This is a genomic window from Ruegeria sp. CJ3 (genome assembly GCF_056536725.1).
This window is the reverse complement of the sequence record NZ_JBQFQE010000005.1, coordinates 14,902-41,510: the sequence shown is the minus strand read 5'-3', so window position 1 is coordinate 41,510 and position 26,609 is coordinate 14,902. Positions and strand designations below refer to the sequence as shown.

General features: G+C 59.7%; 30 protein-coding genes. 10 read left to right on the top strand and 20 right to left on the bottom strand.

Annotated elements, in window-relative coordinates; genetic code table 11:
* Positions 1 to 8: 8 nt before the first annotated feature.
* From ACR0J1_RS10460 to ACR0J1_RS10395, 14 genes are all read right to left on the bottom strand, one after another.
* On the bottom strand, positions 9 to 275 hold the full coding sequence (locus ACR0J1_RS10460; RefSeq protein ID WP_480732779.1) for a hypothetical protein: 267 nt from the start codon (positions 273 to 275) through the stop codon (positions 9 to 11).
* Entirely contained in the window at positions 276 to 1,613 is a 1,338-nt protein-coding gene (locus ACR0J1_RS10455; protein ID WP_480732778.1) for a DUF6638 family protein, read from the bottom strand.
* Entirely contained in the window at positions 1,613 to 2,449 is an 837-nt protein-coding gene (locus ACR0J1_RS10450; protein WP_480732777.1) for a hypothetical protein, read from the bottom strand. Before ACR0J1_RS10450 ends, ACR0J1_RS10455 begins: the two co-directional genes overlap by 1 nt.
* Complete coding sequence (locus ACR0J1_RS10445) at positions 2,450 to 4,381, bottom strand: AAA family ATPase (RefSeq protein ID WP_480732776.1); 1,932 nt, start codon at positions 4,379 to 4,381, stop codon at positions 2,450 to 2,452.
* Between the two features lie 53 nt (positions 4,382 to 4,434).
* Entirely contained in the window at positions 4,435 to 5,559 is a 1,125-nt protein-coding gene (locus ACR0J1_RS10440) for a hypothetical protein (RefSeq protein WP_480732775.1), read from the bottom strand.
* The gene (locus ACR0J1_RS10435; protein ID WP_480732774.1) at positions 5,556 to 5,897 is read right to left on the bottom strand and encodes a hypothetical protein; all 342 of its coding nucleotides are present in this window, start codon (positions 5,895 to 5,897) and stop codon (positions 5,556 to 5,558) included. The genes ACR0J1_RS10440 and ACR0J1_RS10435 overlap by 4 nt, the downstream gene beginning before the upstream one ends.
* 120 nt (positions 5,898 to 6,017) lie before the next feature.
* Positions 6,018 to 7,097 carry a hypothetical protein gene (locus tag ACR0J1_RS10430; RefSeq protein ID WP_480732773.1) on the bottom strand — a complete coding sequence of 360 codons (1,080 nt, stop codon included), beginning with the start codon at positions 7,095 to 7,097 and terminating at the stop codon, positions 6,018 to 6,020.
* A 196-nt stretch (positions 7,098 to 7,293) separates the two neighbouring features.
* Positions 7,294 to 7,725, bottom strand: a complete 432-nt coding sequence (locus tag ACR0J1_RS10425; RefSeq protein ID WP_480732772.1) for a hypothetical protein — start codon at positions 7,723 to 7,725, stop codon at positions 7,294 to 7,296.
* Positions 7,726 to 7,932: 207 nt separating this feature from the next.
* The gene (locus ACR0J1_RS10420; RefSeq protein WP_480732771.1) at positions 7,933 to 8,400 is read right to left on the bottom strand and encodes an Hsp20 family protein; all 468 of its coding nucleotides are present in this window, start codon (positions 8,398 to 8,400) and stop codon (positions 7,933 to 7,935) included.
* 122 nt (positions 8,401 to 8,522) lie between these two features.
* Entirely contained in the window at positions 8,523 to 9,341 is an 819-nt protein-coding gene (locus tag ACR0J1_RS10415; RefSeq protein ID WP_480732770.1) for a trypsin-like serine peptidase, read from the bottom strand.
* A complete protein-coding gene (locus ACR0J1_RS10410) occupies positions 9,338 to 10,123 on the bottom strand; it encodes a trypsin-like serine peptidase (protein ID WP_480732769.1) in 786 nt (261 codons plus the stop codon). Before ACR0J1_RS10410 ends, ACR0J1_RS10415 begins: the two co-directional genes overlap by 4 nt.
* Positions 10,124 to 10,241: 118 nt before the next feature.
* Positions 10,242 to 11,534 (bottom strand): glycolate oxidase subunit GlcF, encoded by a 1,293-nt coding sequence (gene glcF, locus ACR0J1_RS10405; protein ID WP_480732768.1) that lies wholly within the window; start codon positions 11,532 to 11,534, stop codon positions 10,242 to 10,244.
* Between the two features lie 3 nt (positions 11,535 to 11,537).
* Positions 11,538 to 12,638: an FAD-binding protein gene (locus ACR0J1_RS10400; RefSeq protein ID WP_480732767.1), complete on the bottom strand. Its 1,101-nt coding sequence runs from the start codon at positions 12,636 to 12,638 to the stop codon at positions 11,538 to 11,540.
* 64 nt (positions 12,639 to 12,702) lie between these two features.
* The gene (locus ACR0J1_RS10395; RefSeq protein WP_480732766.1) at positions 12,703 to 14,139 is read right to left on the bottom strand and encodes an FAD-linked oxidase C-terminal domain-containing protein; all 1,437 of its coding nucleotides are present in this window, start codon (positions 14,137 to 14,139) and stop codon (positions 12,703 to 12,705) included.
* A gap of 81 nt (positions 14,140 to 14,220) precedes the next feature.
* Between ACR0J1_RS10395 and ACR0J1_RS10390 the strand changes: the two genes are divergently transcribed.
* Together ACR0J1_RS10390 and ACR0J1_RS10385 are read left to right on the top strand one after the other, a co-directional pair.
* Positions 14,221 to 14,931, top strand: coding sequence for a DUF599 domain-containing protein (locus ACR0J1_RS10390; protein WP_480732765.1), 711 nt, complete (start codon positions 14,221 to 14,223; stop codon positions 14,929 to 14,931).
* A gap of 35 nt (positions 14,932 to 14,966) precedes the next feature.
* Positions 14,967 to 15,314, top strand: a complete 348-nt coding sequence (locus ACR0J1_RS10385) for a hypothetical protein (protein WP_480733042.1) — start codon at positions 14,967 to 14,969, stop codon at positions 15,312 to 15,314.
* Here the strand turns inward: ACR0J1_RS10385 and ACR0J1_RS10380 are convergent.
* The 4 genes from ACR0J1_RS10380 to ACR0J1_RS10365 form a co-directional block, all read right to left on the bottom strand.
* A complete protein-coding gene (locus ACR0J1_RS10380; RefSeq protein WP_480732764.1) occupies positions 15,311 to 15,796 on the bottom strand; it encodes a flavodoxin family protein in 486 nt (161 codons plus the stop codon). The genes ACR0J1_RS10385 and ACR0J1_RS10380 overlap by 4 nt on opposite strands.
* Before the next feature lies 1 nt (position 15,797).
* Positions 15,798 to 16,268 carry a 23S rRNA (pseudouridine(1915)-N(3))-methyltransferase RlmH gene (gene rlmH / locus ACR0J1_RS10375; protein WP_480732763.1) on the bottom strand — a complete coding sequence of 157 codons (471 nt, stop codon included), beginning with the start codon at positions 16,266 to 16,268 and terminating at the stop codon, positions 15,798 to 15,800.
* A gap of 44 nt (positions 16,269 to 16,312) precedes the next feature.
* Positions 16,313 to 16,672, bottom strand: coding sequence for a ribosome silencing factor (rsfS, locus tag ACR0J1_RS10370; RefSeq protein WP_058276550.1), 360 nt, complete (start codon positions 16,670 to 16,672; stop codon positions 16,313 to 16,315).
* Positions 16,673 to 16,837: 165 nt separating this feature from the next.
* Positions 16,838 to 18,208 carry a mechanosensitive ion channel family protein gene (locus tag ACR0J1_RS10365; RefSeq protein WP_480734525.1) on the bottom strand — a complete coding sequence of 457 codons (1,371 nt, stop codon included), beginning with the start codon at positions 18,206 to 18,208 and terminating at the stop codon, positions 16,838 to 16,840.
* An 85-nt stretch (positions 18,209 to 18,293) separates the two neighbouring features.
* On the opposite strand from ACR0J1_RS10365, the gene ACR0J1_RS10360 reads away from it, so the two are divergent.
* The 4 genes from ACR0J1_RS10360 to leuD are packed head-to-tail and all read left to right on the top strand — an operon-like array spanning position 18,294 to position 21,067.
* Positions 18,294 to 18,389, top strand: a complete 96-nt coding sequence (locus ACR0J1_RS10360) for an isopropylmalate isomerase (RefSeq protein ID WP_260023663.1) — start codon at positions 18,294 to 18,296, stop codon at positions 18,387 to 18,389.
* 43 nt (positions 18,390 to 18,432) lie between these two features.
* The gene (gene leuC / locus ACR0J1_RS10355) at positions 18,433 to 19,836 is read left to right on the top strand and encodes a 3-isopropylmalate dehydratase large subunit (protein ID WP_480732761.1); all 1,404 of its coding nucleotides are present in this window, start codon (positions 18,433 to 18,435) and stop codon (positions 19,834 to 19,836) included.
* Positions 19,837 to 19,873: 37 nt separating this feature from the next.
* A complete protein-coding gene (locus tag ACR0J1_RS10350; RefSeq protein ID WP_480732760.1) occupies positions 19,874 to 20,419 on the top strand; it encodes an HdeD family acid-resistance protein in 546 nt (181 codons plus the stop codon).
* 42 nt (positions 20,420 to 20,461) lie between these two features.
* Positions 20,462 to 21,067 (top strand): 3-isopropylmalate dehydratase small subunit, encoded by a 606-nt coding sequence (gene leuD / locus ACR0J1_RS10345; RefSeq protein ID WP_480732759.1) that lies wholly within the window; start codon positions 20,462 to 20,464, stop codon positions 21,065 to 21,067.
* A 24-nt stretch (positions 21,068 to 21,091) separates the two neighbouring features.
* On the opposite strand, the gene ACR0J1_RS10340 is transcribed toward leuD, so the two are convergent.
* Positions 21,092 to 21,460 carry a hypothetical protein gene (locus tag ACR0J1_RS10340; protein ID WP_480732758.1) on the bottom strand — a complete coding sequence of 123 codons (369 nt, stop codon included), beginning with the start codon at positions 21,458 to 21,460 and terminating at the stop codon, positions 21,092 to 21,094.
* Between ACR0J1_RS10340 and ACR0J1_RS10335 the strand changes: the two genes are divergently transcribed.
* From ACR0J1_RS10335 to ACR0J1_RS10325, 3 genes are all read left to right on the top strand, one after another.
* A complete protein-coding gene (locus ACR0J1_RS10335) occupies positions 21,450 to 22,229 on the top strand; it encodes a hypothetical protein (RefSeq protein ID WP_480732757.1) in 780 nt (259 codons plus the stop codon). The genes ACR0J1_RS10340 and ACR0J1_RS10335 overlap by 11 nt on opposite strands.
* A complete protein-coding gene (locus ACR0J1_RS10330) occupies positions 22,226 to 23,248 on the top strand; it encodes an endonuclease/exonuclease/phosphatase family protein (protein WP_480732756.1) in 1,023 nt (340 codons plus the stop codon). The genes ACR0J1_RS10335 and ACR0J1_RS10330 overlap by 4 nt, the downstream gene beginning before the upstream one ends.
* A 752-nt stretch (positions 23,249 to 24,000) precedes the next feature.
* Entirely contained in the window at positions 24,001 to 24,855 is an 855-nt protein-coding gene (locus ACR0J1_RS10325; protein WP_480732755.1) for a LysR family transcriptional regulator, read from the top strand.
* A 7-nt stretch (positions 24,856 to 24,862) separates the two neighbouring features.
* On the opposite strand, the gene ACR0J1_RS10320 is transcribed toward ACR0J1_RS10325, so the two are convergent.
* Positions 24,863 to 25,390: a redoxin domain-containing protein gene (locus ACR0J1_RS10320; RefSeq protein ID WP_480732754.1), complete on the bottom strand. Its 528-nt coding sequence runs from the start codon at positions 25,388 to 25,390 to the stop codon at positions 24,863 to 24,865.
* A gap of 91 nt (positions 25,391 to 25,481) precedes the next feature.
* On the opposite strand from ACR0J1_RS10320, the gene leuB reads away from it, so the two are divergent.
* On the top strand, positions 25,482 to 26,585 hold the full coding sequence (gene leuB / locus ACR0J1_RS10315; protein ID WP_480732753.1) for a 3-isopropylmalate dehydrogenase: 1,104 nt from the start codon (positions 25,482 to 25,484) through the stop codon (positions 26,583 to 26,585).
* The last annotated feature ends 24 nt before the right edge of the window (positions 26,586 to 26,609 follow it).

The following is a 26,609-nucleotide window of genomic DNA, read 5'->3' as shown; positions in this document are numbered from 1 at the left end:
TCCGGCCCTCACATGAAATTGGTAATATAGATCAGCAGGGCAATCGCCCCAAGCGGCACGACATAAACCCCTAGCAACAGCTTTCGGCGGAAAGAGCTGTCGTATTTCTTCAGCCCGCGCGCGACGAATGCGTCACGGTCTCCGGTCAGCCCCTTCGCCTCCCAATGGGCGATCAGCTTGCGCCGCCGCATCAGGCGGGAATAGATCGACAGGCCGACATAAATCACGGTCAGGACGATCAGCAGCGGGATCAGAAATCGAATAGCGACGATCATTCAGTGCCTCCCAACAGCGCCCCAGGGACCGACACGGGCGATCAGATCATCGCTGGCGCGGTCATCGCCGCTCATATCCGGCTCGTGTCCGAACAGTGCGGCGCGGGCCCCTGATTTGTCCACCTGATATTCCCGCGCGAGGAAGTCGGCAACATAGGCTTTCTTGGCCTCGGGCCAGGTGGCGTAGGTACTGTAGAACAGCTCTTTGTGGCAGATAAACATCTGCCGCGGATCCAGAGGCGCAAGCTCGGCCAGCAGCATGTTCACCAGATCGCGGTTCGGCGTATTCGCCGCGCGAAGGGTATAGAAATAGGCCGGATGGTCCGAAGTGATGCGCGGCCAAGGCCCTCCGTCCGTTGCCCAGCGCAACAGTTGCGCCAGCCCGTGATAAGCCTGCGGCAACCGATCCGCATGGGTGCGGGCCAGCCGTCGCATATCGCTGCGGTCCAGCCCGGTTAGGTCCACATCGGCATCCGCGGCGGCCGCGACGGTCAGGAAATCCATTTTTTGCTGCAGGATCGCGGCGGAATCCACGCCGCGCGCCTCGATGATCGTTTCCACCAACCCGTTCAACCCAAGGAATTTGGCAATCTGATTGCGCTGCGACAGGTCAAAGACGTATTTGACCGGCGTGTCATCAGGCTTTTCGCCCATGCAAATCACCGCCGGATGATCCAGATCCGGAAACAGATAGAGCCCGCCGAAATGCGCTGCCCAGAAATTGCGCTGCTCGAACGCGGTGTGGCGCAGGCGGACGGGATTGCGGGTGACATCACCGGTGTCCCTGGCGGTTTCAATCATCTTTGCGATCAGGACATCGTCGAACCAGGCATCTTCTTCAGTTTTGAACTGTTCGACCATTCCCGCCAGTTGTTCAGCCTTGCGTAGGGTGCCACCCGCGGTGTCAGCCTCAATCTCGATCTTGCGCAGATTCAGCAAGTCACGCGGCGTGGTGAGTTTGATGACCGAGTTCACCAGCTCTCCGGCCACCGCATCGGTGGCGGTCAGGGCAAACAACTGCGCCTCGTTCATCTCGATGAATTCGCGCAGGATATCGCGCGAGGTCGAGAATTTGACGTTCAGCAGAGGCGCGCGTTTCTGCTCGGTCGTCAGCAGAATGAACTGCCGGTTGACCCCGTTGGGGTTGAGGTAGAGCTCGTCCTCCAGCTCAATCCCCACCTCTGGCGAATAGCCCGAGATATCGACATGGAAATCCGTCAGTGCCGTGGTTTTGCCCGCCAGATGCTGCAGCGCGCGGTTATACCGCTCGACCAGAGCCGGGCTGGAGATGTGGACAAGGTTGCCGAACATTAGGCCTTTTTCGATGAGGCGGATCACTATAACGGCTCCCAAACATCTCGACGAAGCAACTCGCTCAATACGCTGTTAGACTGCTTGAGTTTAAGTTTTTCGAACAAGAGCTTGTCCCCGAAAGACAAAGACGTTTCAATTTCTTGAGCTAACTCAAACAATCGTTGAAGCTCCAAGTAGCTTGCACTTTTGGGCCGCAACTCAAGTACTTGTTTGCTGTTCTCAAATTTACTCAATAAGTCGGCAACACCGCGACAAATCTCTCGAACGTAGGTTTCATCGTTGGACGTATCAATTTCATCGAAGGGTCCAAATGACAAATTACCAAAAAACACGAAATCCGTATCATTACTTGGAACTATACCAAATTGCCAGTTTTCTTCGTTAGATTTGATTTCACGCGCTTGCGTGGCAATGGACGAAATCAAAGATACGAGAGCATCTTTGGAGCGTTTTTCATCCCTTTCTAGTTTTTGGTCCTCAAAAATCTGCGCTTGGGCTGCCATCGACCTAGCCATGTCTTGAGTAGCTTTACGCTGCTCTTCCATCTCTTCTTTTTGCATGGCCAAGACTCGTCTTTGTTCGCCAAGCTCCACGGATTGCAGCAAGACAGTCGCAATCAACCATATGAACGCAAGTACCCCAGCCAACCCAGCTAATGTATCTCCTACTTCGTTTGGCGGAGCCGCATACAAATGACGCCATTTTGCGGGACATTCACCCGATGGAAACAAATCACCATTGCAAGTCGGGGCAAGTCCAAACCAAACAATCAATGCGGAGAAGCTTAACGTGGCAGCGCAGGCCCACATAATGGGATTTTCGAGACGAAAGAAACCGACACGCCCCATCATCTCAGCCATTTATCCCTTCCCCTCCAGATACCGCCGTTTGGCCTCTTCCATCCGGCCCATCTCGCGCACTGCGTTTTCGATGGCGACCTCATCGCTCTTGTCGGCATAGCGGAATTCGCTGTCGGCGTAGCGGTTGATCTCTTGTATCACCATCTCGACCGTGATCGGCTGGCGCAGGTCTTCGATCATGGCCTTCTTGGTGTCGTAGTCACGGAACAGGAACAGGTCGGGGTTTTCCATCCATTCGTCAGGCAGTTCGAAATCCATCGCGCGGACCTTGACCGCGTCGGTGATGTTCTTGATCGCGCGGCCAGTGAACCGCTCATCCGCCTGCTGGATCGCTTTGAGGTAAGTGCCCAGCTTGGCAATCGTATCCATCTGACCGATATCGCCGGAGACCCGGTCATAAACCTGCAGCAAAGCGTCCTCATGCGGGCGGGCGTGGCTTTCGAAGCTGGCGGCAACGGCTTTCTTGATCTCCTGCGCGGCATAAGCCTCGTGCTCACCCAGCGGGATGTCATGGTTGCGGCCCATCAGCAGGTGCAAGATGTCGATGTAATCCTCGCGCGTTTGCGGACCGTCCACCAGGAACCGAGCGCCCGCCCGCTGGCGCAGGGCGTCGTCCACATTCTCGGGGTAGTTCGAGAACATGCCGAAGGTGCAGTTGCCGCGCACGACGGTGTTGGCACCCGCAAAGCTCTCCATCAGTACGGCGGTGATTTCCAATTGGCCCGCGCTGGACTGCCGGTCGCCGCGCTTGCCCGCCAGTTGGTCGATATCATCGATGGTGCCGAACCCGATGACCGAGGGGTCAATGATCGAGTTGATAAACGCCTTGGCGTTCTGGCCGGACCTACCCTGATAGCTGTCGATATTGTCGGTGCTCAGGTTCTGATAGCGAAACGGATAGCCCGCGTTCTGGCAATAGTCGTTGATCAACCCGGCCATCATCTGGATCAGGGTGGTCTTGCCTGTGCCCGGTTTGCCATCGCCCATGAAGGTAAAGATGAACCCGCCAAGCTCGGCGAACGGGTTCAGGCGGCGATCGAAATCATAGGCCATCACCATCTTGGCCAGCTTCATCGCCTGATACTTGGCGATATGGTTGCCGACCACCTCGTTCGGCTTCTTGAACGTCATGGTCAGGGTGGTGGATTTCGCCTTTGAAGCCGGTTCGAACCCTCGAATGGTCAGGTCATCGGCCTCAATATGCCATGCGGCATTCTGGAACGGAGCCAGATGGCCAGCAGACCCTGCGCGCAGGGCGGCCTTGTCCATTAGGTGTTCCGCATATGCGCTGGTGGCCGCAATCAAATGCGCGTCGTCAAGCGCATGTTTGGCCAGCGTCTGATCCAATTCCCACAGCGCGCCATGCAGGGCCAACTGGCCATTATCGGTCAGAACTTCTTCGATCTCACCCAGATCAACGCTGGTCTCGCCCAGATGCGACGACATCAGATAGGCCAGTGCATTGCCGAAACTATGCGACGTGATCAGGGCCTCAGCCGTCAGCAATTCCGAAAACTCTGTCTTGCGCGCGGCGGGCAAGTCCCCGGCCAGATTGGCCCGTTTCAGATCAGCCAGCGGCGTCTGCTCTGCATAGGCCTCGGCCACAGCCAAAGCGATCGAGACAGCACGACGAATAGCCTGCTGCACCACCGCCTGCGACGGAGAGACCAACGCATCACCATCATCCGACGCCTCGATCCGCTCGACCAGATGCACCCCATCCGCGCGGACCGTCCGTCGTGTCACCAACCCCGGAGTCGTCGACCGAAACCGCCGCCCTGTGGACACACCCGGAGACCGCTCGACCGCCACCTCAGTCGCCTTGGCAATCCGAGGCGCATGTTCAAATCCGTTCAGCAAAGCGGTCGCTGCCGGATAATGCTTGCGAATATCGTCTTCACGCAATTCCATCTGATCTGACGTCAAACTCATCTCAAAATCCGCCCATGCTTCATCTTTTCAAAATACTCTCGCCGAAGGCGAAACTAATAGCGCAACACCTGCCCAGACTTACTGACCACGAATTTGCGCACATCGGCGAACCCCGGCGGGTTGCGCTCGGCCAACACCTGAAACGGGCGCTGAGGCAATATGATCGACCGCTGCGTGCTCGTGGCCCCGGTCTCAGCCCCCTGCCCACCGAACGGGTCCAAAGCGAACACCTCGCGTTCAACGGTCGAGAACCACCCGGCGCGTTCTTCGATCACCTCTTCGCTTTCCAACTCTTCGGTGGTCCAGGCCAGCGCCCAGTCCTGCCCCTGAGGCGCCTGCGCGTCCTCAAGCACCTGCCGCAGAGGGCCGGATTGCTCAGTATAGGCCGAGGAATACATCGGCCCCACATGGATACGACGCAGGTGTTTGGGATGCAGGTCGTCGAAATCCTGATCGAAGCCTTTGGCGATGGTCACCAGTTTCAGCCCGCCCAAGGACTGCGCCATCAGATGCGCCTGCACCTCGGGCCAGCGGCGTTGGTCCTTGGGCAGGGCCGTTCTGCCGCTGTCCTCAAGCTGCATCAAGTAGATGACTGGCAGGTTGATCTGGCTGTCATAGACGGCCCAGTGGATCATGAACTTGCGCCGCTCGCCTTCATTCCCGATCCAGTGGCATTCGGGATCATTGCGGGCCCAGAACAGCTGACCTTTCAGCAATTCCTCATAATAGAGCCTTTGGGATAGCGCGAATTGCAGCTTGGTGGGGATTTCCTGATCGCCGATGATCGTCCGCACCATGTCGGTTTTCAGATCATCCTCGGAGGGCATATTCGCCAGATGCACCTGCGCCTGCTGCGCGTCATTGGCCATGGTCAGCAGCTCGGCCGCCACCGGAAACCCGCTGTCGCGCTTGTCCATGGCAAGGCTGCCAAAGAACCGCCCGGTATCACGCCCGACCAGCAAGTATTTCATGGAAAGCGCGCGGAAGGTGTAGAGCAATCCCGAAAGGTAGCGCGACACGATCCGCACCTCTTGCTTGCTGATCGCGCCCTCCGCCTCCATCGTCGCGGCCACGCGGAGGAGGTGGACTGTGATCACCTCAAATTTGCGGAAATATCGGCGCGAGGCGAAGGTGTCGGTCAGGCCGACATGGTCTTGGGTGGGGTTAACGTCACTCATTTTACGTTTGCCTGCGAATGGCGCTTCTGTTTTCTCAATAGAACAAGAGCCCAAGCCACGGTTCCGAGGCCAAGAATCATACTGGGCGTACCCACCAAAAACGCCAAATGGTAGGAAATACGAGCTATGAACATTCCAATGTTGCCTTGAGCAAACAAAAGCCCGGAAAAAAACGCCGCCAAAACAGGCCAAACAATCATGGCCGCACCGAGCCAGAGCATCCTCAAACCCAGCGGTTTAGGTCTTTGATGATTTTGTTTAATCAACGGTTCCGTTCCACAAACGATAAGCAGAATGAGAAAGGCTAGTGACGACAATAACCACGGCCAACCATCCAAATGGCCCGCCTAGAACAGCGTACATCACTGAAAACACAAGCCAGAAACAACCGATAACGACCCACCAAAACCAGTTCTCTGGAGCCACTAAAAAAGTCAGCAATTCCAGTAGCTCCAAGATCAACCCCCATACAAATTCTTATCATGCTTCTCGACAATCGAGGCAAACCGGCGGGCAAAGCGTTCATCCGCCTTGGCTTTTTTCTCCAACACGTCGCGGGCAAAGACCATGTGATCCTCATGTGCCTCAAGCATGTCGGCCATTTTCTGGTTGGTCGCGGTGCCGATGGCGGCCATGGCGGTTTGCGCCTCTTGGTCGGTCTGCACGCCGATCTCGTTGATGCGGTGGGCCACGTCCTGCTGCTGCGCGGTTTTCAGCGATTTGGTCAGGGCGTCATACAGCACCACGCGCTGTTGCGTGTCTGTCTGCAGCTTGTTGATCAGTACCATTTGCGTCGCCGCCTGGTTTTGCAGGGAATCGACCCAGGTCTTGCCCTTTTCAATATAGCGCTCCAGCGTCTGGGATTTGGCCAGCTTGACCTGCTCTTCCTGAACCTTGGCGTTGTATTGCTTGTTCAGCCCGGCCAGCTCAGTTTCCAACTGGGTCCGCGCGGCGGCGTCCTGTTCGACGCTGATTTTGTTCTCCAGCGTGATGATCGTCGGGTCCATGCCCTGAATCTCGGCGCGCAGCGCCTCAAGCTCGGCTACGGTCGCTTCGCGGTCGTCCAGTGTGACGGTCAGGTTGTCTTCAACCTTCACGCGCTGTTCTTCCAGTACCGACAACTGCCCTTCCAACAGCTTCACGATCACGTCGGATTTGGCAATTAGATCCTGTAGCTTGTCGTCGATATTGGCTGTGCGCATCCGCTCCTGCCGCATCGACTCGGATTTGGCCTTGGCGAAGATGCCGACAAACGACTCCCAGCCGGTTTTCGAACGCATCTCATCGAAATCCTTGGAAAAGGCGTTGGTGACATCGTCCAACCCCATGATCAGCTCGGCAATATTGGCGTTCATCACCTCGGTATGGGCGTGGACGTCTTCCAAAGTGGCGTTCTCGATGTCGATATCAGCCTCGACTGTCCCGATCTTGGCCCGCGCCGCTTCGATACGAGAGGTCAGCCCTTCGATCTGCGACTGGCTTTCGCGCACCTTGGTCTGCGTTTCCTGAATCAAAGCTTCAAACTGCTGGTTCGACATCTGCTATCCCTTTTTTGTTTTATCTACCTGATATATAGGTAATGTTATGCCTGTTTACATCCCTTTGGATGCCAAATTCCCGCAAAGACTGGCAAATTACGCTGCGAAAGAAAAGACGGGGGCAACCGGTGCGGGCACGCGCATCTGGGGCCGCGACCTGAATGCAACGACCCGCCGGTTTCCGCGTCGGATCGGGTCAGTAGTTCGAGTATCGGAAATTCACCACCTGATCGTTCTGGATTGCACAATGCGCCTTGATATAGCTGCGCGCATCCGTGCTGTCGCTTGAGCGGGCGACCTCAAGATCGATCAGGTCAATGCCATCGGCATTGGTCGTGTAGGACAGCGTCCGCTCGAAATCGACGGCGTAATACCCCTGATTGGACATGGCCGTGTGGGTCCGGTGCATACACAGACCGATAGCGTTCTCTTCAGGCGAGACTTGGGGGTGCTTCTGGTAATGCGATCCATGTTTGTGATGGTGCTTGGCAATCGACGCCCCCAACACACCAAGTGCAATACCGCCGATCAGTGCGCCAGTATCACTAGCCTTGGCCGGTGCAGCGGTTACCGAGGCAAGGGCAAATACAGTGCAGCAGAGGCCGGCAGAGACAATTTTCGGGAACATCGGTCACGTTTTCCTTTTTGGCAAATCGACAAGGGGTCTTGCCAAAAAGACTAACGTGATGGTCGGGCCTATTGCCAGATTTTTGTGCCTCGCCACGCATCAACACGCCGACTGACCAAAAACACTTCGCCCCGCGCCTGGAGGAACGCGGGGCGTGGGCTGCGATAATCCCAGAGAGGCCGGATTATCGCCACGTGATCAAAAGCCTCAGTTTACGGCCTTGGCGTCGACCACATCCTTTTCGATGGCTTTGCCGGACGAAATCTCGATCCGGCGCGGTTTCAGCGCCTCCGGAACCTCACGCTTGAGGTCGATGTTCAGCATTCCGTTCTCGTGGCTTGCGCCAGTGACGCGGACATGGTCGGCCAGCGCAAAGCGGCGTTCGAACGCGCGGGTGGCGATGCCACGGTGCAGATAGCTGCGGTCCTTGTCCTCGGCAGCTTTCTTGCCCGAGACGACCAACGAATTCTCTTTCACTTCGACCGACAGGTCATGTTCGGCAAAACCGGCAACGGCCACCGAGATGCGATAAGTATCGGCTTCGGTCTTTTCGATGTTGTAAGGAGGGTAGCTGGGCTGGGCCACGTCGTTGGTCAGAACACGATCCATCATGTCGGCGACGCGATCAAAACCGATGGTGGCGCGGTGCAGCGGAGCAAAGTCAAAAGTACGCATGTCTATATCCTCATCCTTGAGCGATTTGCGATTGGGTGCCCTCCGTATGGACGGGCAGTGATATGACGGACCCCTGTGCAGGCGATCCGATACATCTCAGATGGGAAGCGGATTGGTGCGGTTCAAGACCCACCGGAACTGATGAATTTCGCACCCGACGTGGATTTGCCGGACCCCGGCTGCAACCGGCGGATCGTGGCCGTGGGCCGGGGCGCATCGCGGCGCATGATCGCCTTCAGCTCGGCCAGAACGGCGGGCAGTTCCATCCCGTATCCGACCTTCTGCCGACCATCCGTTCCGACCGCCGAGACGACCGACAGAATCTGCCAGCGCGGGCCGTTTTTCGCCAGAATGGCCGACCCGGAGGACCCGAAGGTCACGTCGCAGTCAAAGCTGATCAGCCCCTGCCCGCGCTGCAGGATACGGCAGGACCGCTGGCGCGTGATGGCCTCGGCCCGCCCACGACCGTACGAGGCCACGCTGATCTCGTTCCCGGCGACCCGCCCGCTGTGCAGCGCAAAGGGGTTGGCAATGGCATAGGGGATCGGCTCGTCCAGCCGCATCAGGGCCACATCGACCCGGACACGCGGGGCAGACACCGGCCGATTGACCACGAAATCGGGATGTGCCGCGATCTGGATCACCGTGCGTTCGGCCAGCGCTTCACCATCGCTCAGGCCCGCGCGAAAGGTGACTTCGCCGGGGGCGTATGGCTTGCCGGTGGCCTTGTCCAACGCACAATGCGCTGCGGTCAGAACCATATCCCGGGCAATCAGTGTCCCGGTGCAGAACCCCTGATCACCGAAATCCAGCCGTCCGATCGCCTCCCATCCATACAGGTCGTCACGATCGGTCAGGCGACGCTTTCCGGCGTTCTGGGCCAAGACGGCGGTTGCGGAAACAGTGATGAACAGGACAAAGCCCAGAAACAGACGGATCATGGTTTGATAAACTTCGCTCCGGGGTTTGTGCGGCTGCCCGTCGTTGACGCGCTGACGCCACGACCTTCGGACAGTTCGGCCTGCAAAAGTTCCAAGGAATGTTCCAGCGCCGTGCCCAGCGCCACGCGGCGCCCATGCATCTCGGCTTTGGCCGCAACGACCGAGACAATGCGGGGGCGCTCGCCCTCAAAGGAAAAGATCGGGGCCCCGGATGCACCGAAATCGACATTGCAGGACATCACCAGAATACCCGCCTGCCGGGCCATGACCGAGCAGACCTCTTGCAGCGAAGGTGCCTCGGCGCGGTCATGAGCGTATGAGACAACGCCCACATCCTCGCCTCGCGCAGGGCGGCGACCTGTGTCGAACGGAATGACCGAGGTGTTACGGATCGGCTGCCAAAGCTCGATCAGCGCAATGTCGTGCCGAACCCGTGTGGCCGAGGCGTTACCGTCATATTCATAGTCCGGATGAACCACCGTCCGCCGTGCGGTCCGATAGGCCGAGGCGTGACCCAGACGCCAGCCCGCCAGAAACTCGATCCGCGCCGGATCGATCCGCTGACCTGAAACCTTGTCAAACAGGCAATGCGCTGCGGTCAGAACCAGGCTTGGCGCAATCAACGCCCCGGTACAAAACCCGGTCTCGCCAATATCCAACCGCCCAACCGCCATCCATTCGCGCCCGGAATCGGTTGTTTCAAGGCGTTTCAGCCCTGTGTCCTGCGCCAGCGCCGCCACGGGCAGCAGGCCAAAAACAATCGCCGTGATCCAGTTGCGCACGCGGGTCTCCGGTCATGTGGTCCGGCGACAACCTTAATGCGCTGGGTGGGGCAAAATTAGGGCAAACCGGGCACTGCAGAATCTTTCGCGGGCCTGATGCAGCGATGCTGCACCTCCGTCAGCCTCCGGGCCCCAGCGCGCTGGGACGCGGTCCGCCAGTCGCCCAGTCCAGTAGCTCAACTGTGTGAACAACCGGAATCTGCGTGCCCGACCCGATCTGCATCATACAGCCGATATTGCCCGCCGCGATCACATCGGGCCCTGGGGCCTCAAGCGTGCGGACCTTGCGGTCTTTCAGCTGTGCCGAAATCTCGGGCTGCAACAGGTTGTAAGTGCCCGCGCTGCCGCAGCACAGATGGTTGTCCGCAGGCTCTAACACGGTGAAACCGGCAGCTTTCAACAAATCCTTGGGGTGCGAGGTAATCTTCTGCCCGTGCTGCAGCGAACAAGCGGCGTGATAGGCAACGACCATGTCCTTTTTCCCAGCCTCGGGCATCTCGAGCCGGGCCAATACCTCGGTCACATCGGCGGCCAGCGCCGCCACCCGTGCAGCATCTTCGGCCAGCGGATCGTTCCGGAACATATGGCCGTAATCCTTGACGGTCGTGCCACAGCCCGAGGTGTTGACGACAATCGCATCCAGCCCTCCGCCGTCGATCTCGCGCATCCACGCCCGGATATTCGCGGCCGCGGCTGCGTGGCTGTCGCTTGTCCGGCCCATATGATGCGTCAGCGCCCCGCAGCATCCCGCGCCCTCGGCCACAACCACCTCGCACCCCAGCCGGGTCAGCAGCCGAATCGTGGCGTCGTTGATATCCGTGTTCAGCGCCTTTTGGGCACAACCCGTCATCAGCGCCACGCGCATCTTGCGCGCGCCCGATGGCAAGAACTGCTGTGGATCGTCATTGCGGCTGACCGGAGGAATACGGTCCGGCACCATATCCAGCATCGCGCGCAGCCGCGCATCCGGCATCAGAAATCGGAACGGTCGCCCCAACCGCGCGCCGATCAACGCCCAACGAAAGCGCATCGGATAGGGCAGGATCCGTGCCAGCAGCCAACGCAACAACCGGTCGGTCAGCGGACGCTTATAGTTCGCCTCGATGTATTCACGCGCATGATCAACCAGATGCATATAATGCACGCCCGAGGGGCAGGTGGTCATGCAGGCCAGACAGGACAGACAACGATCAATATGCCGGACCGTCTTTTCATCCGGCACCCGGTCGTTTTCGAGCATGTCCTTGATCAGGTAAATCCGCCCCCGCGGGCTGTCCAGTTCGTCCCCCAAAACCTGGTAGGTCGGGCAGGTCGCCGTACAGAACCCACAATGCACGCAACTGCGCAAGATCTCGTTCGAGCGCTGAATCGCCGGGTCTCGCAACTGCGCTTCGGTAAATGTCGTCTGCATCGCCTACCCCATCAAACCCGGATTGAACACGCCGCGCGGATCGAATTTGAACCGAATGCCCTTTGTCAGAGCCTGAATTTCGGCGCTTTGCGGCTGAAACCTACCCAGAGTCTCAAAGGTCTCGCGATCTGCCCTGACCAAAGACGCATGACCCTGAAACGCACCAAGCCGTCCCCTAAGATTGCTACCCGCAGGCATCCGCAGCCAAACCAACCCGCCACCCCAGTCGAATAACACCTGATCGGCCCCGGCCCGCGCCGCGATCTCGGGCGCGGCCCCGGGCTTGACGGACAGACGCCAGATATCGCCGCCTTTGCCCTGAAATGCGTGCACATCGCGAACAGAACACCAAACCGTTTCCGCATCGGCTTCTTCCGACACCTGACCGAAACGCCCCAGATCCGCTGCCAGTCTTTCCAGCCGATACGCAACGGAATCCGCAAAGCCTTCGACTCTGATCAAGGCCTTTCCCGCAACCGGATCATAGGCCGCTCCTGTGACCTCGAACGCCGAGGTCAACGCCGCCGACAACGCCCGTACCGCCACCTCGGCGTCCGGCACCGCAATCGCAAGCGCGCCCACCCGCTCGGGCTTGGGCAGCACCTTCAGCGCCACTTCGGTCAACACGCCCAACGTGCCCCAGGACCCGGCCATCAGCTTGACCAGATCATAGCCAGTGACATTTTTCATCACCCGCCCGCCATTCTTGACGATCTGCCCCTGCCCGTCGACGAACCGCACGCCCAGCAGGAAATCCCGGCAGGCCCCGGCCTGAATGCGCCGCGGCCCCGAGATATTTGCCGCCACCACACCGCCGATGGTCGGCGCCCCGCCAGTGCCCAGCACGCCGCGATGATCCATCGGCTCAAAGGCCAGTCGCTGCCCTTCCGCCTCCAGCACCGCCTCGATCTCGGCCACGGGCGTTCCCGCCTGCGCCACCAGCGTTAGGGCCCCCGGCTCATAAAGCGTGATGCCGCTCAACCCCGCCGCAGACAACACAGGCTCAGCCCCGGCCACCCCACGCGTTCCGCCGCCCACAATCCGGACCGGGCCATCCAACCCCGCCACCAGTTCAGTCAGTTTCGTTTCCGTTTGCGGTTCCATTACACTTCTTCTGTTCAAAAATACTTCGGAGGAGTCGCGCTTGCGCGGCGGGGGCAGCGCCCCCCTATTCCGCTGCCCTCCGCATCTGCGACACGGTCAGCGGAAACACCTTGGCGGGGTTCAGCAACCAGGCCGGATCGAACACATCCTTGACCGCCATCTGCGCCTCAAGATCCTGTGGCGCATATTGATGAGTCATCAAGTCGCGCTTTTCGATGCCCACCCCATGCTCTCCGGTCAGACACCCCCCGGCGTCGACACAGAGCTTCAGTATCTCGGCCCCAAACGCCTCGCATTTCTCCAGATCGCCAGGCTTATTGGCATCAAACAGGATCAAGGGATGCATGTTGCCATCGCCCGCGTGAAACACGTTGCCCACCGGCAGACCATACGCGTCGCTCAGGTCCCCGATCCGCTTCAGGACCGCGGGCAGCGACGAGACCGGGATCGTCCCATCCAGGCACATATAGTCGTTCATCTGACCCATCGCGCCAAAGGCGGACTTGCGGCCCAACCAGATACGCGCACTTTCCTCGGAGGACCGGCTTTCCCTCAATTCCACCGGATTGTGGCGGCGTGCGATCTCAAGGATTCTGGCCAACTGATCATCGATCTCGGCCTCTGATCCCTCCACCTCGACGATCAGCAACGCTTCGCAATCGGGATACCCCGCATGGGCGAAATTCTCACACGCCTGAATGCACAGCCGATCCATGAACTCGATCGCCACCGGCAAAATGCCCGATTTGATGATGTCCGAGACGCATTGCCCCGCCACCTCATTGTCGTCGAACCCCATCAGAACGGGCCGCGCGCCCTCGGGCTTGCGCAGAATGCGCAAGGTCGCCTCGGTCACGACACCCAGCTGACCCTCGGACCCGCAAATCACGCCCAACAGATCCAGCCCGGCTGCATCCAGATGCGCACCGCCGATCTCGACCACGCGGCCATCCATCAGCACCATGGTCACGCCCAGCAGATTGTTGGTCGTCACCCCGTATTTCAGGCAGTGCGCCCCGCCCGAGTTCATTGCGATGTTACCCGCAATCGCACAGGCAAGCTGTGACGAGGGATCAGGGGCGTAAAAGAAATCGTCCTGTTCGACCGCGCCGGTGACGCTCAGATTGGTGCGGCCCGTCTGCACACGGACAAAGCGGTTGCCATAGTCGACCTCAAGAACCTCATTCATCCGCGCCACGCCCAAAATCACGCAATCGGCGGTAGGCAGCGCCCCACCCGCCAACGACGTGCCCGACCCGCGCGGCACCACCGGCACGCCCTCGGCATGGCAGATGCGCAGAATGTCCGCGACCTCCTGCGTGCTGGATGGCAGCACCGCCAGCATAGGGGGGCACCGATAGGCGGTCAGCGCGTCGCATTCATATGCGCGGGTCTCATGCGGGTCGTGGATGATGGCATCCTCGGGCAGCACCTGCCTTAGACGCGCGACGATGGCGTTTTTGCGCGCAAGTACCTTCGCGTTTGGTTGCGGCATCTCCATGGCGGGCCCTCCATTTGGTAAAAAGATATTACCAATTTTCCCATCTGGCAAGTTTGCGCTGCGCCCCCTACTGTCCCGCGCATGACCTGGATTGATCGCGCCCTACTGTTTTCTCCGCTCGATTATGCGGCCATTGCGCTGCTTGTTGGGGCCTGGCAATGGATCGGTTGGCGGATCGAGAATGCGCCCGCGGGCAAGCCGTCGGTCTCGATGATGATGGATGATTTCCGCCGCAACTGGATGCGCGAGATGGTGACCCGGCAGCCGCGCATGTTCGACGCGCATGTGATCGGCAACATGCGGCAGGGCAGCACATTTTTTGCCTCGACCACCATGATCGGCATTGGCGGCGCTCTGGCGCTTCTGGGCAATACCGAACGTCTGGCCGGGGTTGCCAAGGACCTGGCTATCGGCAGCGCGCCGGCGCTGGTGTGGGAGATCAAGATCCTGATCATGCTGCTGTTTCTGTCTAACGCTTTTCTGAAATATGTCTGGGCCCACCGCCTGTTCGGCTATTGCGCGGTGCTGATGGCGGCGGTGCCGAACGACCCGCAGGATGCCCACGCTTATCCCCGCGCCGCGCAGGCAGCCGAGATCTGCGTGACCGCCTCGCGCAGTTTCAATCGCGCCTTGCGGGCCACCTATTTTGCGTTGGCCTCGGTGGCGTGGATTCTGGGACCGCTGGCGTTAATGATCGGGTCGCTGCTGACGCTGGGCGTGCTCTACCGGCGCGAGTTCGCCTCGCATTCGCTGGGCGTGCTGATGACCCTGCCGCCGGACACAGAGACGTGATCGGATCGCCCTGCAACCCGACGTATATTCACACCATGCGATATGTGATTCTTGCCGCCCTTTTGGCCAGCCCCGCCCTTGCCGATGATCCCGTGATCGAAAACGTCACCGCCCGGCAGAGCGGAGATACGTGGCGATTCGACGTGACCGTCTCGCACCCGGAAACCGGTTGGGACGATTATGCTGACGGTTGGCGCGTGCTGGATATGGAGGGGACCGAGCTGGGGATGCGCGTGCTGCATCACCCGCATGAGAATGAACAGCCGTTTACCCGGTCTCTCAGCGGTGTCGCGATCCCGGCAGGCACCTCTCAGGTACAGGTTCAGGCACGCACCAATGTGGATGGCTGGGCCAAGGAGACTTTTGTGGTTTCTCTGAACTAGAACACACCCAACGTCAGACCCGCGCCCAGCGCCGCGCCGATCTCACGGCATTGCTCCAGTTGATCCTGCGGAATGGTCTTTTCGGCCAGAATCGCCTCGGGCGTTTGCGCATGGGTGCACAAGATCAACGGCGGCTGCACCTCTTTCAGCCGCCAGCCGGTTGCAATGCGGGCGATCTGACGGGCGGCGTTCTGCCCGTCGGACCCGGCGCAGATCATCCGGGCATAGGGGCGGCCTTCGATCTTTCCCAGCACGGGGTAATAGCTGCGGTCGAAAAACTCCTTCATCAGACCCGAAATCGCCGCCAGATTCTCGGGCGCGCAGAAGATATAGCCGCCGGCGGCCAGCAGATCCTCCGGCCCCGCTTGATCGGCAACTTTCAGGACGACATCTGCCTCATCGCGCGCGGCATCAGCAGCGGCCTCGGCCATCTGCCGGGCCCCGCCTGTGCGTGAGTGGTAAACGATCAGAAGCTGCGCCATGTTAGACCCGGTGATAAGGGCCACCCGACAAGATGGTTGCGGCCCGATAGAGCTGTTCCGCCAGCATCACACGAACCAACATATGGGGCCAGACCATCGCCCCGAATGAGATCGAAAAATCCGCCTCAGCCCGCAGATTAGGGTCGATCCCGTCCGCACCACCGATGATCAATGCCAGATCCTGCCGCCCGGCATCACGCCAGCCACTCAGTTTCTGCGCAAAATCCGGCGACGACATCACCCGCCCGCGTTCGTCCAAAGTGCAGATCACAGCGCCTTTGGGCAGAGCCTTGCGCAACAAAGCACCCTCAGCTCCCATACCCGCGTTTTTCTTGTCCTCAACCTCGATCACCCGCGCAGGACCAAGGCCCAAGCCACGGCCGGTCCGGTCGAAACGAGTCAGATAATCATCAAGCAGGGATTTCTCCGGTCCGGCGCGCAATCGCCCGACCGCAACGATGCTGATACGCATGTCTCTCTCGCCTCCGGCCCTTCAATACGGACCGGGATAGCGCCTCAGTTGGCCGAGGCGCTGCCGCCCTGAGGCAGCCACATCTTTTCCAGCTGGTAGAATTCACGCACTTCGGGGCGGAAGATATGGACGATCACGTCGCCCGTATCGATCAGCACCCAGTCGCCGGCATCCTTGCCTTCGACCTTCGAGGTGAAACCGAATTCCTGCTTGATGCGATCCGTCAGCTTTTCCGCCATGGCCGAGACCTGACGGGTCGACCGACCCGAGGCAATCACCATGTGATCCGCAACAGACGACTTGCCCTGCAGGTTGATCTGCACGACGTCTTCGGCCTTGTCATCGGAAAGTGAGGAAAGGATACGTTCAAGCAGCTTGTCGCTGATTGACTGAGAGTGGGCCATTACGCTGGCCCCGTCTTCGGCGGGCAAACCCGCCTGGGTATGTAGAGACAGGACATAGTCCTCCTTTGCTGCGCGCCGCCAGAACCCCGGCGCTGGGGTACTATTAAGGTAACAAGGGGATTGCAACATTTCAATGAAAGGGCTGCCAAGGGGCCTGACGCGCGCTCACTCTTTGGCGAGTTGTTGCGTGTCTGCGTCGTCCGGCAGCAGCCGCACCTCGCGTTGCGGGAAGGGCAGCGAGATGTTTTCGGCCTGAAACGCATCCCACAGGGCCAGGTAGACATTGCCGCGGATATTGGTCAGCCCCTTGGTGGGATCGCTGATCCAGAATCGCAGCAGGTAGTCGACGCTGCTGTCGCCAAAACCTGTGATATGGCAGACCGGTTGGTGCTTGCTGGTCGACAGCACGCGATCCACCGACTTTACCGCACGGATCGCTGTCGCACGGACCAGATGCGGGTCATCGCCATAACTGGTTCCGAAATCCAGATCGAGGCGCACGAACTTATCCGAATGCGACCAGTTCACGACCTGATTGGTGATCAGATCCTCGTTCGGGATCAGGTATTCCCGCCCATCCCGCGTCACCACCGACACGTACCGCGCGCCCAGTGCGTTTATCCAACCGAACGTGTCCCCCAGCGAGATCACATCACCCGGTTTGATCGACCGATCCATCAGGATGATGATGCCCGAGATCAGGTTCGAGACTACTTTCTGCAGCCCAAACCCGATCCCAACCCCGATAGCCCCGGACAACAAGGCGATCCCGGTCAGGTCAAAGCCCAGCGTGCGGATTGCGGCCATGAACACCGCACCGTACAGCAATACCTGAATCCCCTTGGCCAGCAGCACCTGCATCGAAGGGGATATATCGTCATTGCTGTTTAGCCCCCGCTCGGCCGCGCGGGTGCCCACCCGCGCCAGTGTCAACAGAACACCGATCAGCAGGACAGCCTTAAGAATCCCCAGCGCCGAGATATGCAGATCGCCGATGGAAATCGCGACGCCATCCAGAAACCCAGCCACATCATCTGTCAGATTCAGCGCAACAAGCGTTGCATAGACCCACATCGACCATTTGAAGATTTGCCGCAGGGTCCGGTTTCGCACCAGCCTTGAGACCAGCGCAATCGCCAGCCACGCGGCGGCCAGCGTTGCAAAAACACCGATGATGTAGCTGCGCGAGGGCCATGTCGCCTGCTGCATCACCCAATAAAGACCCCAAGAAAGCAGCACGAAATAAACCAGCGTCAGACGGCGCATCAACTGGATCAAGGTACGCAGCCGCCATTTCGGCCAGCCAATGCGCGCGCGGGCCCACGCCTCCCACCGGCCCTGGGTTAGCAGCTTCAGTAGAAACGCCACCCCCCAGAGAAACAGGATGATGATCAACTGGTACTGCCGCCAGCCCGGCGTCACGATCAACTCGATCAGGTTTGCGAATTGAGAGGAGAAGGCCGCCGTCATATTGGCATAAAGCTCGGACAGCGTTTCCGGTAGCAGGTCCTGGTTCATGATCGTCAGATTGACCATCCGTGTGCGGGGATGCAAGCCTGTGATCGGATTGAACCTTGATTGACGGCAAACCCCGATATATCTGGACGCCATGAGACTCAATGTGGCCCAAGAACAGAATCTGGAAGATCGCGCCCGTTTGCGCGAACGGTTCTTTGGGGCTGCCCGCACGGTTCTGGCCCGCCTATCCGCGGCCTAAGCCACCTCGCCAGCTATTTCTCATTACATACGGGAGAGGACCGATGTCCCCCAAAACACTCTATGACAAGATCTGGGATGCCCATGTCGCGCATGAAGCCGATGATGGCACCTGCCTGCTGTATATCGACCGCCATCTGGTGCACGAAGTGACCAGCCCGCAGGCGTTCGAAGGCCTGCGCATGGCAGGTCGCCAGGTGCGCGCGCCGGAAAAAACCATCGCCGTGCCGGATCACAACGTGCCGACTACGCCGGATCGCGTAAACGGGATCGAAAACCCGGAATCGCGTATTCAGGTCGAAGCGCTGGACAAGAACGCCAAGGATTTCGGCATCCACTATTACCCGGTGCATGACGTCCGTCAGGGCATCGTCCACATCGTCGGTCCCGAACAGGGCTGGACCCTGCCCGGCATGACCGTTGTGTGTGGCGACAGCCACACCGCCACCCACGGCGCGTTTGGCGCGCTGGCACACGGTATCGGCACATCCGAGGTTGAGCATGTTCTGGCCACCCAGACCCTGATCCAGAAGAAATCCAAGAACATGAAGGTGGAAATCACCGGCAAACTGCAGCCGGGCGTGACCGCCAAGGACATCACTCTGGCCGTGATCGGCGAGACCGGGACCGCTGGCGGCACCGGCTATGTCATCGAATATTGCGGTGAAGCGATCCGCGATCTGTCGATGGAAGGCCGCATGACCGTCTGCAACATGGCCATCGAAGGCGGTGCCCGCGCAGGCCTGATCGCCCCTGACGAGACCACCTATGAGTATGTCAAAGGCCGCCCGCATGCGCCCAAGGGGGCACAATGGGAGGCAGCGCTGAACTGGTGGAAAACGCTCTATACCGACGAAGATGCGCATTTCGACAAGGTCATCACCCTGCGCGGTGAAGACATCGCACCCGTCGTAACTTGGGGCACCAGCCCCGAAGACGTCCTGCCGATCACCGCGACCGTGCCGCACCCCGATGATTTCGAAGGCGGCAAGGTCGACGCGGCCCGCCGATCCATCGAATACATGGGACTGGAAGCCGGTCAGAAGCTGAGCGACGTCGAGGTCGATACCGTCTTTATCGGGTCCTGCACCAATGGCCGGATCGAAGACTTGCGTGCCGCCGCCGAAATCCTCAAGGGCAAGAAGATCAAGGACGGGATGCGGGCCATGGTCGTACCCGGTTCGGGTCTTGTCCGCGCTCAGGCCGAAGAAGAAGGTCTGGCCGACATCTTCAAAGAGGCCGGGTTCGAATGGCGTCTGGCGGGATGCTCGATGTGTCTGGCGATGAATCCCGACCAGTTGCAACCGGGCGAGCGCTGCGCCGCGACCTCGAACCGTAACTTCGAAGGGCGTCAGGGGCGGGGTGGACGGACCCACCTGCTGAGCCCTGCGATGGCTGCCGCGGCAGCGATCACGGGACGTCTTACGGACGTCCGTGAATTGATGTAAGGTCCGCTCATATCTAGATATTTGAGGGATTGAACAAATGAGTGACTGGATCAAATGGCTCCTGCTGGGGCTTCTGTCCATAGCGTTCGGTATCTTTGTGCTGGGCGCGCCGGTCGTGGCATCCGTAGCCGTAACAGTCGTTACCGGTGTGTTGCTGCTGATCGCGGGCGCATTGCAGATCGTCGGCGGCTTTACCGTCGAAGGTACCGGCAACAAAATCCTGTCGCTCATCATGGGTGCAGTCATGCTGTTTCTGGGCTGGTCCTTCCTGGATCACCCGCTGCAGGGCACGCTGACACTGGCAACCGTGATGCTGATCCTGTTCATGGCAGGCGGCATCGCGCGGATCATCCTGTCATTCCAGATGAAGGGCACGCAGTTCTTCTGGCCGACCATCATCTCGGGTGTGCTGTCGATCATTCTGGCAGGCATCATCTGGAGCTATGTCGGGCAGGAACCGCAGGCACTGCTGAGCATCCTGGGGATCTTCCTGGGCATTGAGATGCTGTTCAACGGGTTTGGCCTGGTCTTCATGGCCTTCTTCGTCAAGAACGCACCCAAAGACGAAACAACCGAAGCTTAAACGCGAGGCACGGGCGCGGCCCTACCCCGCAGGAGTGTAGACATGGAAAAGTTCGACAAAGTCCACGGGGTGGCCGCCCCAATGCCGCTGATCAATATCGACACCGATATGATCATTCCCAAAGTGCACCTGAAAACCATCAAGCGGTCCGGCCTTGGCGTCGTGCTTTTTGACGAGATGCGCTATCACGATCATGGCGGCGAGAACGAGGATTTCGTGCTGAACAAACCCGCCTATCGCAACACCGAGATTTTGGTGGCCGGCGATAACTTCGGCTGCGGCTCGTCCCGCGAACACGCGCCTTGGGCGATCAAGGATTTCGGCATCAAGGTGGTGATCTCGACCAGCTTCGCCGACATCTTCTTCAACAACTGCTTCAAGAACGGCATCCTGCCCATCGTGGTCGAGGAAGAACATCACGTGATCCTGATGGAGGACGCGCATAAGGGTGAAAACGCCCGCATGACCGTGCATCTGGAAGACCAGCAGATCACCACGTCGGATGGTGTGGTCATCGAATTCGACATCGATCCGCACCGCAAGCACTGCCTGCTGAACGGTCTGGACGATATCGGACTGACGATGGAAAAGGACCACCACATCGACAAATTCGAAGATCACGCCAGTCAGGCCCGCCCCTGGGTATGATTCCGGGGACGAATCTGTGGATACTCAACCTAACGGGGTCGCAAGTGCGGCCCCGTTCGTATTATTGGGGTCGGCCTTCGGGAAACCACTATATCTAGATCTCACATTGAGATACACGTCGGATTTGCGTCCAAAATGATGCAATCCCGCACCAGTTGCGCCATCATTTTGCCCGAAATTAAGTGTTTTCTGCACTCCGACTTGAGCGAAATACCGCTTATCGTCAATGTTGGCGATGTTGAGGTAACCGTCGAAAAGAACGGTGAGCACAAGTTGGAAGCGAAAGCCGATCAGAGAATTCGGCTGCTCCGGTTTGGAAAGGGTTCGGATTGTGATTGCACGCACATCGGGGGCGGCGATACGTGGACTATTGGTGGCACTTATGGTGCTCACTCCTGCGTTATACCTCCCCGCATCGACATCGAACGGGACCGAGATCGTCGTCTTTGTGGCGATTCTTGCCTTCCTTCTGACGTTCTCCGAATACAACTCGGCCTTTCCCAGTTTCATCGAATTCCGTGACGCGCCACCGGTAAACCGGCTGCGCTTTGTCGGGTTGGTGTCGATGGTCACCTTCCTGACGCTGATCTGCAAGAACGCTTACGACCCCTCAAGCCTGACCAGCCTATTTTACTCGACCGGCCTGATGGTCGCCAACGTTCTGGATTTCCCCTATTCGCCAGTGCGCCTGGTGGTGTTGATGCTGCCGGCGGATGCGAGCCAGCCTCTGATTGAACTGGTGCGTATCTCGGCCAGCGTGGCTTATGTTGCAGCGCTTGTGACGATTGCCAGCTTTGCCTATGCGGTCAAACTGCGCGGCTGGCCGACGGGCAATGGTGCCTTCAACGTCTGGACCAACCTGCCGCTGTTCGACCCCACCAAGGGCGGAGATGTGGTGAACCGGCTGCAGCGCGACGGCCGGCTGAACATCGCCATCGGGGCGTTGCTGCCGTTCCTGATCCCAGCGCTGATCAAACTGCTGGCCGCGTTTGTGACACCGATTGCACTGGGCAACCCGCAGACCCTGATCTGGACTCTGTGCGCCTGGGCCTTCCTGCCCGCCAGCATGATCATGCGCGGCATGGCGACGCTGCGGATTGCCGGGCTGATCGTAGAAAAACGGCGCGCCTATTCTACCACTGAGGCTGCCCAGATCGCATGATCCGGGCTCTGGTTCTGCTGTTGCTGCCGTTCGCGGCGCAGGCAGAGACGTTGCGCATTGCAAGCTACAACACAGAACTTGGTCGCGACGGTCCGGGCCTGCTGCTGCGCGATATCCGACGCGGCGATGCGCAAGTCCACGCGGTGATCCAAGTGCTGACCGAAACCCGGCCCGATATCGTGGCCCTACAGGGCATCGACTGGGACCTCGAGGGCCTTGCGCTTGCGGCATTGGCAGAGATGCTGGGCGAGAACGGGCTGGACTATCCCTACAGCTTTGCAGCAAAGCCCAATTCAGGGCTTGAGACCGATCTTGATCTGGACGGAGACGGTCAGACCAGCGGTCCCGGCGATGCACAGGGCTGGGGCAGGTTCACCGGCCATGACGGGTTGGCGGTCTTGTCCCGGTATCCCATCCTAGCGGAAAAGGTGCAGTCCTATTCCGAGATGCTGTGGCGCGATCTGCCGGGTGCGACCCTGCCGTCGGTCGAGGGCGCGCCGTTTCCGTCAGCGCAGGCGCAGGCGATCCAGCGACTATCCTCCACCGCTCATTGGGTGATCCCGATCGAGACGCCGGGTGGGCCGGTGCAGATCATGACCTTCCATGCCAGCCCCCCGGTTTTCGACGGACCCGAAGACCGCAACGGGCTCCGCAACCGGGACGAAGTGCGGTTCTGGTCCCAGCTTATGGATGGCAAACTGGGACCAGCCCCGTCTGGCCGCTTCATCATTGCGGGCGACGCCAATCTCGATCCGAACCGCGGCGAGGGCCGCACAGAGGCGATCCGCTCACTTCTGGCTCATCCCCAGCTGCAGGACCCGGCACCGACCGATCCCGAAGGCTCGGGCGCGACGGTGTTCTGGAAAGGGGTTGGCGAAATGCGGGTGGATTATGTTTTGCCATCGACTGATTGGCAGGTGCAGGACACGGGCGTCTATTGGCCTGCGTCGTCTGCCCGCGCTGTGGCCGACACGGCCAGCCGCCATCGGCTGGTCTGGGTCGATCTGCTGGATCGTTAGACCAGCGCCACGCAGAAAAAGGGCCACCGATGGGTGGCCCAATTTCATCACGAGGATTGTCTTTCAAACAGACGCACTTGTTACCCAAACAATGGAAAATCAGGGGGTCGATCCAGGGGGCGTACCCGGAGTCGAGGATCCGCCGGTGGGATCGGGCCTGCCACCCGTCGTCGAGCTTCCGCCAGGATCACGGCCACCGCCCGAAGTCGAACTTCCATCGGGATCGCGGCCACCACCACTGGTGGAGCTGTCATCTCCGTCCCGTCCTTCGCCCGGAGGTGGGCAGGGAATGCCGGTCGACACCTCGATGCAATCATCGGGCGGCGGCGGGGGGGGCGGAGGCGGAGGTGGTGGGGGCGGGATCTGACGACACGGATTGGTTGCGTCCGCATCACTTGGGCTGGAGCCGTCCGAGCATCCGACCACGTCGCCATATTTGTTGAAAATCGGTTCGGCCTGAACCGGGGCCGGCGCCTCGGTCTGGCTGCAGGCCGCGACAAACGCCAGGCAGCACGTCGCCGATAAAAGTTTTGAGAAGTCTCGCATTCATGTTTCCTTTTAAGCCGAGGCCCCCTCTTAGGCAGACCTCACCACCTTCGAAAAAGGTGCATCAATAACCCATTGTGAAATAACGGAAATGGCCGATGGTTTCTGGGTTGCGCGACTTTAGTGCGGAAATATCTGGACAAAAAGCCATCAACCTGCATGAAGATCATGCATATCTGCAGGATTCTGATTGAAGGGCCAGAGCCATGAACTGGGACAACCTCAAGATACTGTTGGCCATCAGCCGCGCGGGATCTCTGACAGGGGCGGCGCACGTTCTGGATGTAGACGCAACAACCATGGGGCGCCGGTTGACGGCGTTGGAACGCGATCTGGGAACCATCCTGTTCATCCGCGCCAAGTCCGGCTTTGTCGCAACCGAGGCGGGTGCCATCGCGATCCGGCGCGCGGAAGAGATCGAGCCCAGTTTCCACTCGATGACCGACGACATCTCGCGCTCGCAATCCGGGGCGGTCGGGACCATGCGGATCATCGGGAACGCATGGACAATGCAGCGATTGGCGGGTGCAGGGATGGATCGTTTCCTTTTGCACAATCCCGGTCTTGATCTGCGTCTGCTGACGCGCACGCCCGCGGCGAAGGTCACTGGTGAGGCTTCGGTTCAGGTTTGGTTTGAAGTCCCGCCGCAATCCGCGGAATATACGATCACACTCGGACAAGTGCCCTATGCGGTTTATCGCGCAGCGCGGCTAAAGGCCGACCCGACCAACTGGGTCGCGTTCTTCGACGAAGAGGCCAGCCGCCCGATCATCAGCCGCGCCATGGACCGCCTGAGCGCCGAGACCGACACCATTCGCCTGACCGCGACAGACGCCAGCGTATTGCTCGCGGCTGTCGCTGCAGGGGTGGGCAAGGGGCTGTTGCCGATGTGTCTGGCCGAAAGGCGCGATGATCTGGTACGCGTCGGACAGGGGCGGCCCGAATTCAGCCGCGCGCTGTACCTTTATCTCAACCCCGACACGGTTGGTTACAAACGTGTGCAAGTCACGGTCGAATGGCTGCGCGCAGCATTTGCGCCGGCGTTTGCACCGGCAGGTTAAGCGGGGATCAAAGCGCGCCAGTATAGGTGCCCCGCGCCGGGTAATTGTTGGCCAAGGTGAACTTCAACCCGCCGACAATGTCCGACATGGCAGGCCGCGCAAAGGGCGTGGTTTGCTGCCACACATAATACAGGGTCTGGTCCGCAGCGATGTAGAAATGCCCCGGTTCGGCGAACAGGTCGGGCTCGGCGCTACCTTCACGCGCGACAGAAATATTCAGCCCCCAGACGTCCCGCGCATCGGCCAGCGACAGCCCGTGACCCACCCGCAGTTTCGACACCCCGGCTTTCTCGACCGTTTCGGCCGCGCGTTCGGCTGTATCGGTGGTGATCATGATCACCTCGATCCCCAGTTCGGCAAAGTCACCCAGCGCGACTTCGACCTCGCCCATCTGGCGAATGCAGATCGGGCAGTGCAGGCCACGATACTGAATCACCAGCGTCCCGTTTTCACCTTTGTCGCGCTCAAGATCGAATGTGCCATGGCCCACCGTTTCGATTTTCAATGAGGGGGCGGAATTTCCGGGTACCAGCATGTGCTGTCCTTGTGGTTTGGTCGGATCGTCTCATTGACCCGATGCTGCGCAAACGCTAGGGCCTGTGCGACAAAACGCAAGGAGACCCTTCATGACCAACCCCTCGCTCCTCATCCTGCCCGGAGACGGAATTGGCCCGGAAGTTATGACCGAAGTGCGCAAAATCATCGACTGGTTCGGTGACAAACGCGGCCTTCACTTTGACGTGAGCGAGGATCTGGTCGGGGGTGCCGCCTATGATGCACATGGCAAACCGCTGTCGGACGAGACCATGGCCAAGGCACATGAGGCCGACGCCGTTCTGCTGGGTGCCGTGGGTGGCCCGAAATACGACGATCTGGATTTCAGCCTGAAACCCGAACGCGGCCTGCTGCGTCTGCGCAAAGAAATGGACCTGTATTCGAACCTGCGCCCGGCCCAGTGCTTTGACGCGCTGGCCGATTTCTCGTCGCTGAAGGCAGACGTGGTTTCGGGGCTCGACATCGTCATCGTGCGCGAGTTGACCTCGGGCGTCTATTTCGGCGAGCCGCGCGGCATCTTCCAGGAAGGCAACGAGCGTGTGGGCATCAACACCCAGCGTTACACCGAATCCGAAATCGAACGCGCCGCGCGCTCGGCCTTTGAACTGGCGATGCGCCGGAGCAAGAAGCTGTGTTCGATGGAAAAGGCCAACGTCATGGAATCGGGCATCCTGTGGCGCGAGGTCGTTGACCGCGTGGCGCTGGATTACCCCGAGGTCGAAGTGACCCATATGTATGCCGACAACGGCGCGATGCAGCTGGTGCGCGCGCCCAAACAGTTCGACGTGATCGTCACCGACAACCTGTTCGGCGATATCCTGTCGGACTGCGCCGCGATGCTGACCGGCTCGCTGGGGATGCTGCCCTCGGCGTCGCTGGGTGCTCCGCGCGCCAATGGCCGGCCGCAGGCGATGTACGAGCCGGTGCATGGCTCGGCCCCCGATATTGCAGGTCAGGGCAAAGCCAACCCGATTGCCTGTATCCTCAGCTTTGCCATGGCGCTGCGGTACAGCTTTGATCAGGGTGCAGAAGCCGGGCGTCTGGAAGCCGCCATCGAGAAGGTTCTGGCCGATGGTGTCCGCACCGCCGATCTGCTGGCGGGCGAAGGGGTCGAACCTGTGTCGACCTCTGAAATGGGCGACGCAATCGTGGCCGCCCTGGACGAGAGCCTCTAAAATAAGAAGGCGGTGCCCGGTGCA

Bases quoted from the DNA above. Each gene is read 5' to 3' on its own strand.
- rsfS (WP_058276550.1), bottom strand. From the start codon at position 16,672: ATGGCCCACTCTCAGTCAATCAGCGACAAGCTGCTTGAACGTATCCTT.
- ACR0J1_RS10445 (WP_480732776.1), bottom strand. From the start codon at position 4,381: ATGAGTTTGACGTCAGATCAGATGGAATTGCGTGAAGACGATATTCGC.
- ACR0J1_RS10390 (WP_480732765.1), top strand. From the start codon at position 14,221: ATGACCTGGATTGATCGCGCCCTACTGTTTTCTCCGCTCGATTATGCG.
- ACR0J1_RS10335 (WP_480732757.1), top strand. From the start codon at position 21,450: ATGGTGCTCACTCCTGCGTTATACCTCCCCGCATCGACATCGAACGGG.
- ACR0J1_RS10400 (WP_480732767.1), bottom strand. From the start codon at position 12,638: ATGGAACCGCAAACGGAAACGAAACTGACTGAACTGGTGGCGGGGTTG.
- ACR0J1_RS10415 (WP_480732770.1), bottom strand. From the start codon at position 9,341: ATGATCCGTCTGTTTCTGGGCTTTGTCCTGTTCATCACTGTTTCCGCA.
- ACR0J1_RS10330 (WP_480732756.1), top strand. From the start codon at position 22,226: ATGATCCGGGCTCTGGTTCTGCTGTTGCTGCCGTTCGCGGCGCAGGCA.
- ACR0J1_RS10425 (WP_480732772.1), bottom strand. From the start codon at position 7,725: ATGTTCCCGAAAATTGTCTCTGCCGGCCTCTGCTGCACTGTATTTGCC.
- ACR0J1_RS10430 (WP_480732773.1), bottom strand. From the start codon at position 7,097: ATGTCGAACCAGCAGTTTGAAGCTTTGATTCAGGAAACGCAGACCAAG.
- leuB (WP_480732753.1), top strand. From the start codon at position 25,482: ATGACCAACCCCTCGCTCCTCATCCTGCCCGGAGACGGAATTGGCCCG.
- ACR0J1_RS10395 (WP_480732766.1), bottom strand. From the start codon at position 14,139: ATGGAGATGCCGCAACCAAACGCGAAGGTACTTGCGCGCAAAAACGCC.
- ACR0J1_RS10325 (WP_480732755.1), top strand. From the start codon at position 24,001: ATGAACTGGGACAACCTCAAGATACTGTTGGCCATCAGCCGCGCGGGA.
- glcF (WP_480732768.1), bottom strand. From the start codon at position 11,534: ATGCAGACGACATTTACCGAAGCGCAGTTGCGAGACCCGGCGATTCAG.
- rlmH (WP_480732763.1), bottom strand. From the start codon at position 16,268: ATGCGTATCAGCATCGTTGCGGTCGGGCGATTGCGCGCCGGACCGGAG.
- ACR0J1_RS10460 (WP_480732779.1), bottom strand. From the start codon at position 275: ATGATCGTCGCTATTCGATTTCTGATCCCGCTGCTGATCGTCCTGACC.
- ACR0J1_RS10440 (WP_480732775.1), bottom strand. From the start codon at position 5,559: ATGAGTGACGTTAACCCCACCCAAGACCATGTCGGCCTGACCGACACC.
- ACR0J1_RS10380 (WP_480732764.1), bottom strand. From the start codon at position 15,796: ATGGCGCAGCTTCTGATCGTTTACCACTCACGCACAGGCGGGGCCCGG.
- leuC (WP_480732761.1), top strand. From the start codon at position 18,433: ATGTCCCCCAAAACACTCTATGACAAGATCTGGGATGCCCATGTCGCG.
- ACR0J1_RS10450 (WP_480732777.1), bottom strand. From the start codon at position 2,449: ATGGCTGAGATGATGGGGCGTGTCGGTTTCTTTCGTCTCGAAAATCCC.
- ACR0J1_RS10320 (WP_480732754.1), bottom strand. From the start codon at position 25,390: ATGCTGGTACCCGGAAATTCCGCCCCCTCATTGAAAATCGAAACGGTG.
- ACR0J1_RS10350 (WP_480732760.1), top strand. From the start codon at position 19,874: ATGAGTGACTGGATCAAATGGCTCCTGCTGGGGCTTCTGTCCATAGCG.
- ACR0J1_RS10365 (WP_480734525.1), bottom strand. From the start codon at position 18,208: ATGGTCAATCTGACGATCATGAACCAGGACCTGCTACCGGAAACGCTG.
- leuD (WP_480732759.1), top strand. From the start codon at position 20,462: ATGGAAAAGTTCGACAAAGTCCACGGGGTGGCCGCCCCAATGCCGCTG.
- ACR0J1_RS10385 (WP_480733042.1), top strand. From the start codon at position 14,967: ATGCGATATGTGATTCTTGCCGCCCTTTTGGCCAGCCCCGCCCTTGCC.
- ACR0J1_RS10420 (WP_480732771.1), bottom strand. From the start codon at position 8,400: ATGCGTACTTTTGACTTTGCTCCGCTGCACCGCGCCACCATCGGTTTT.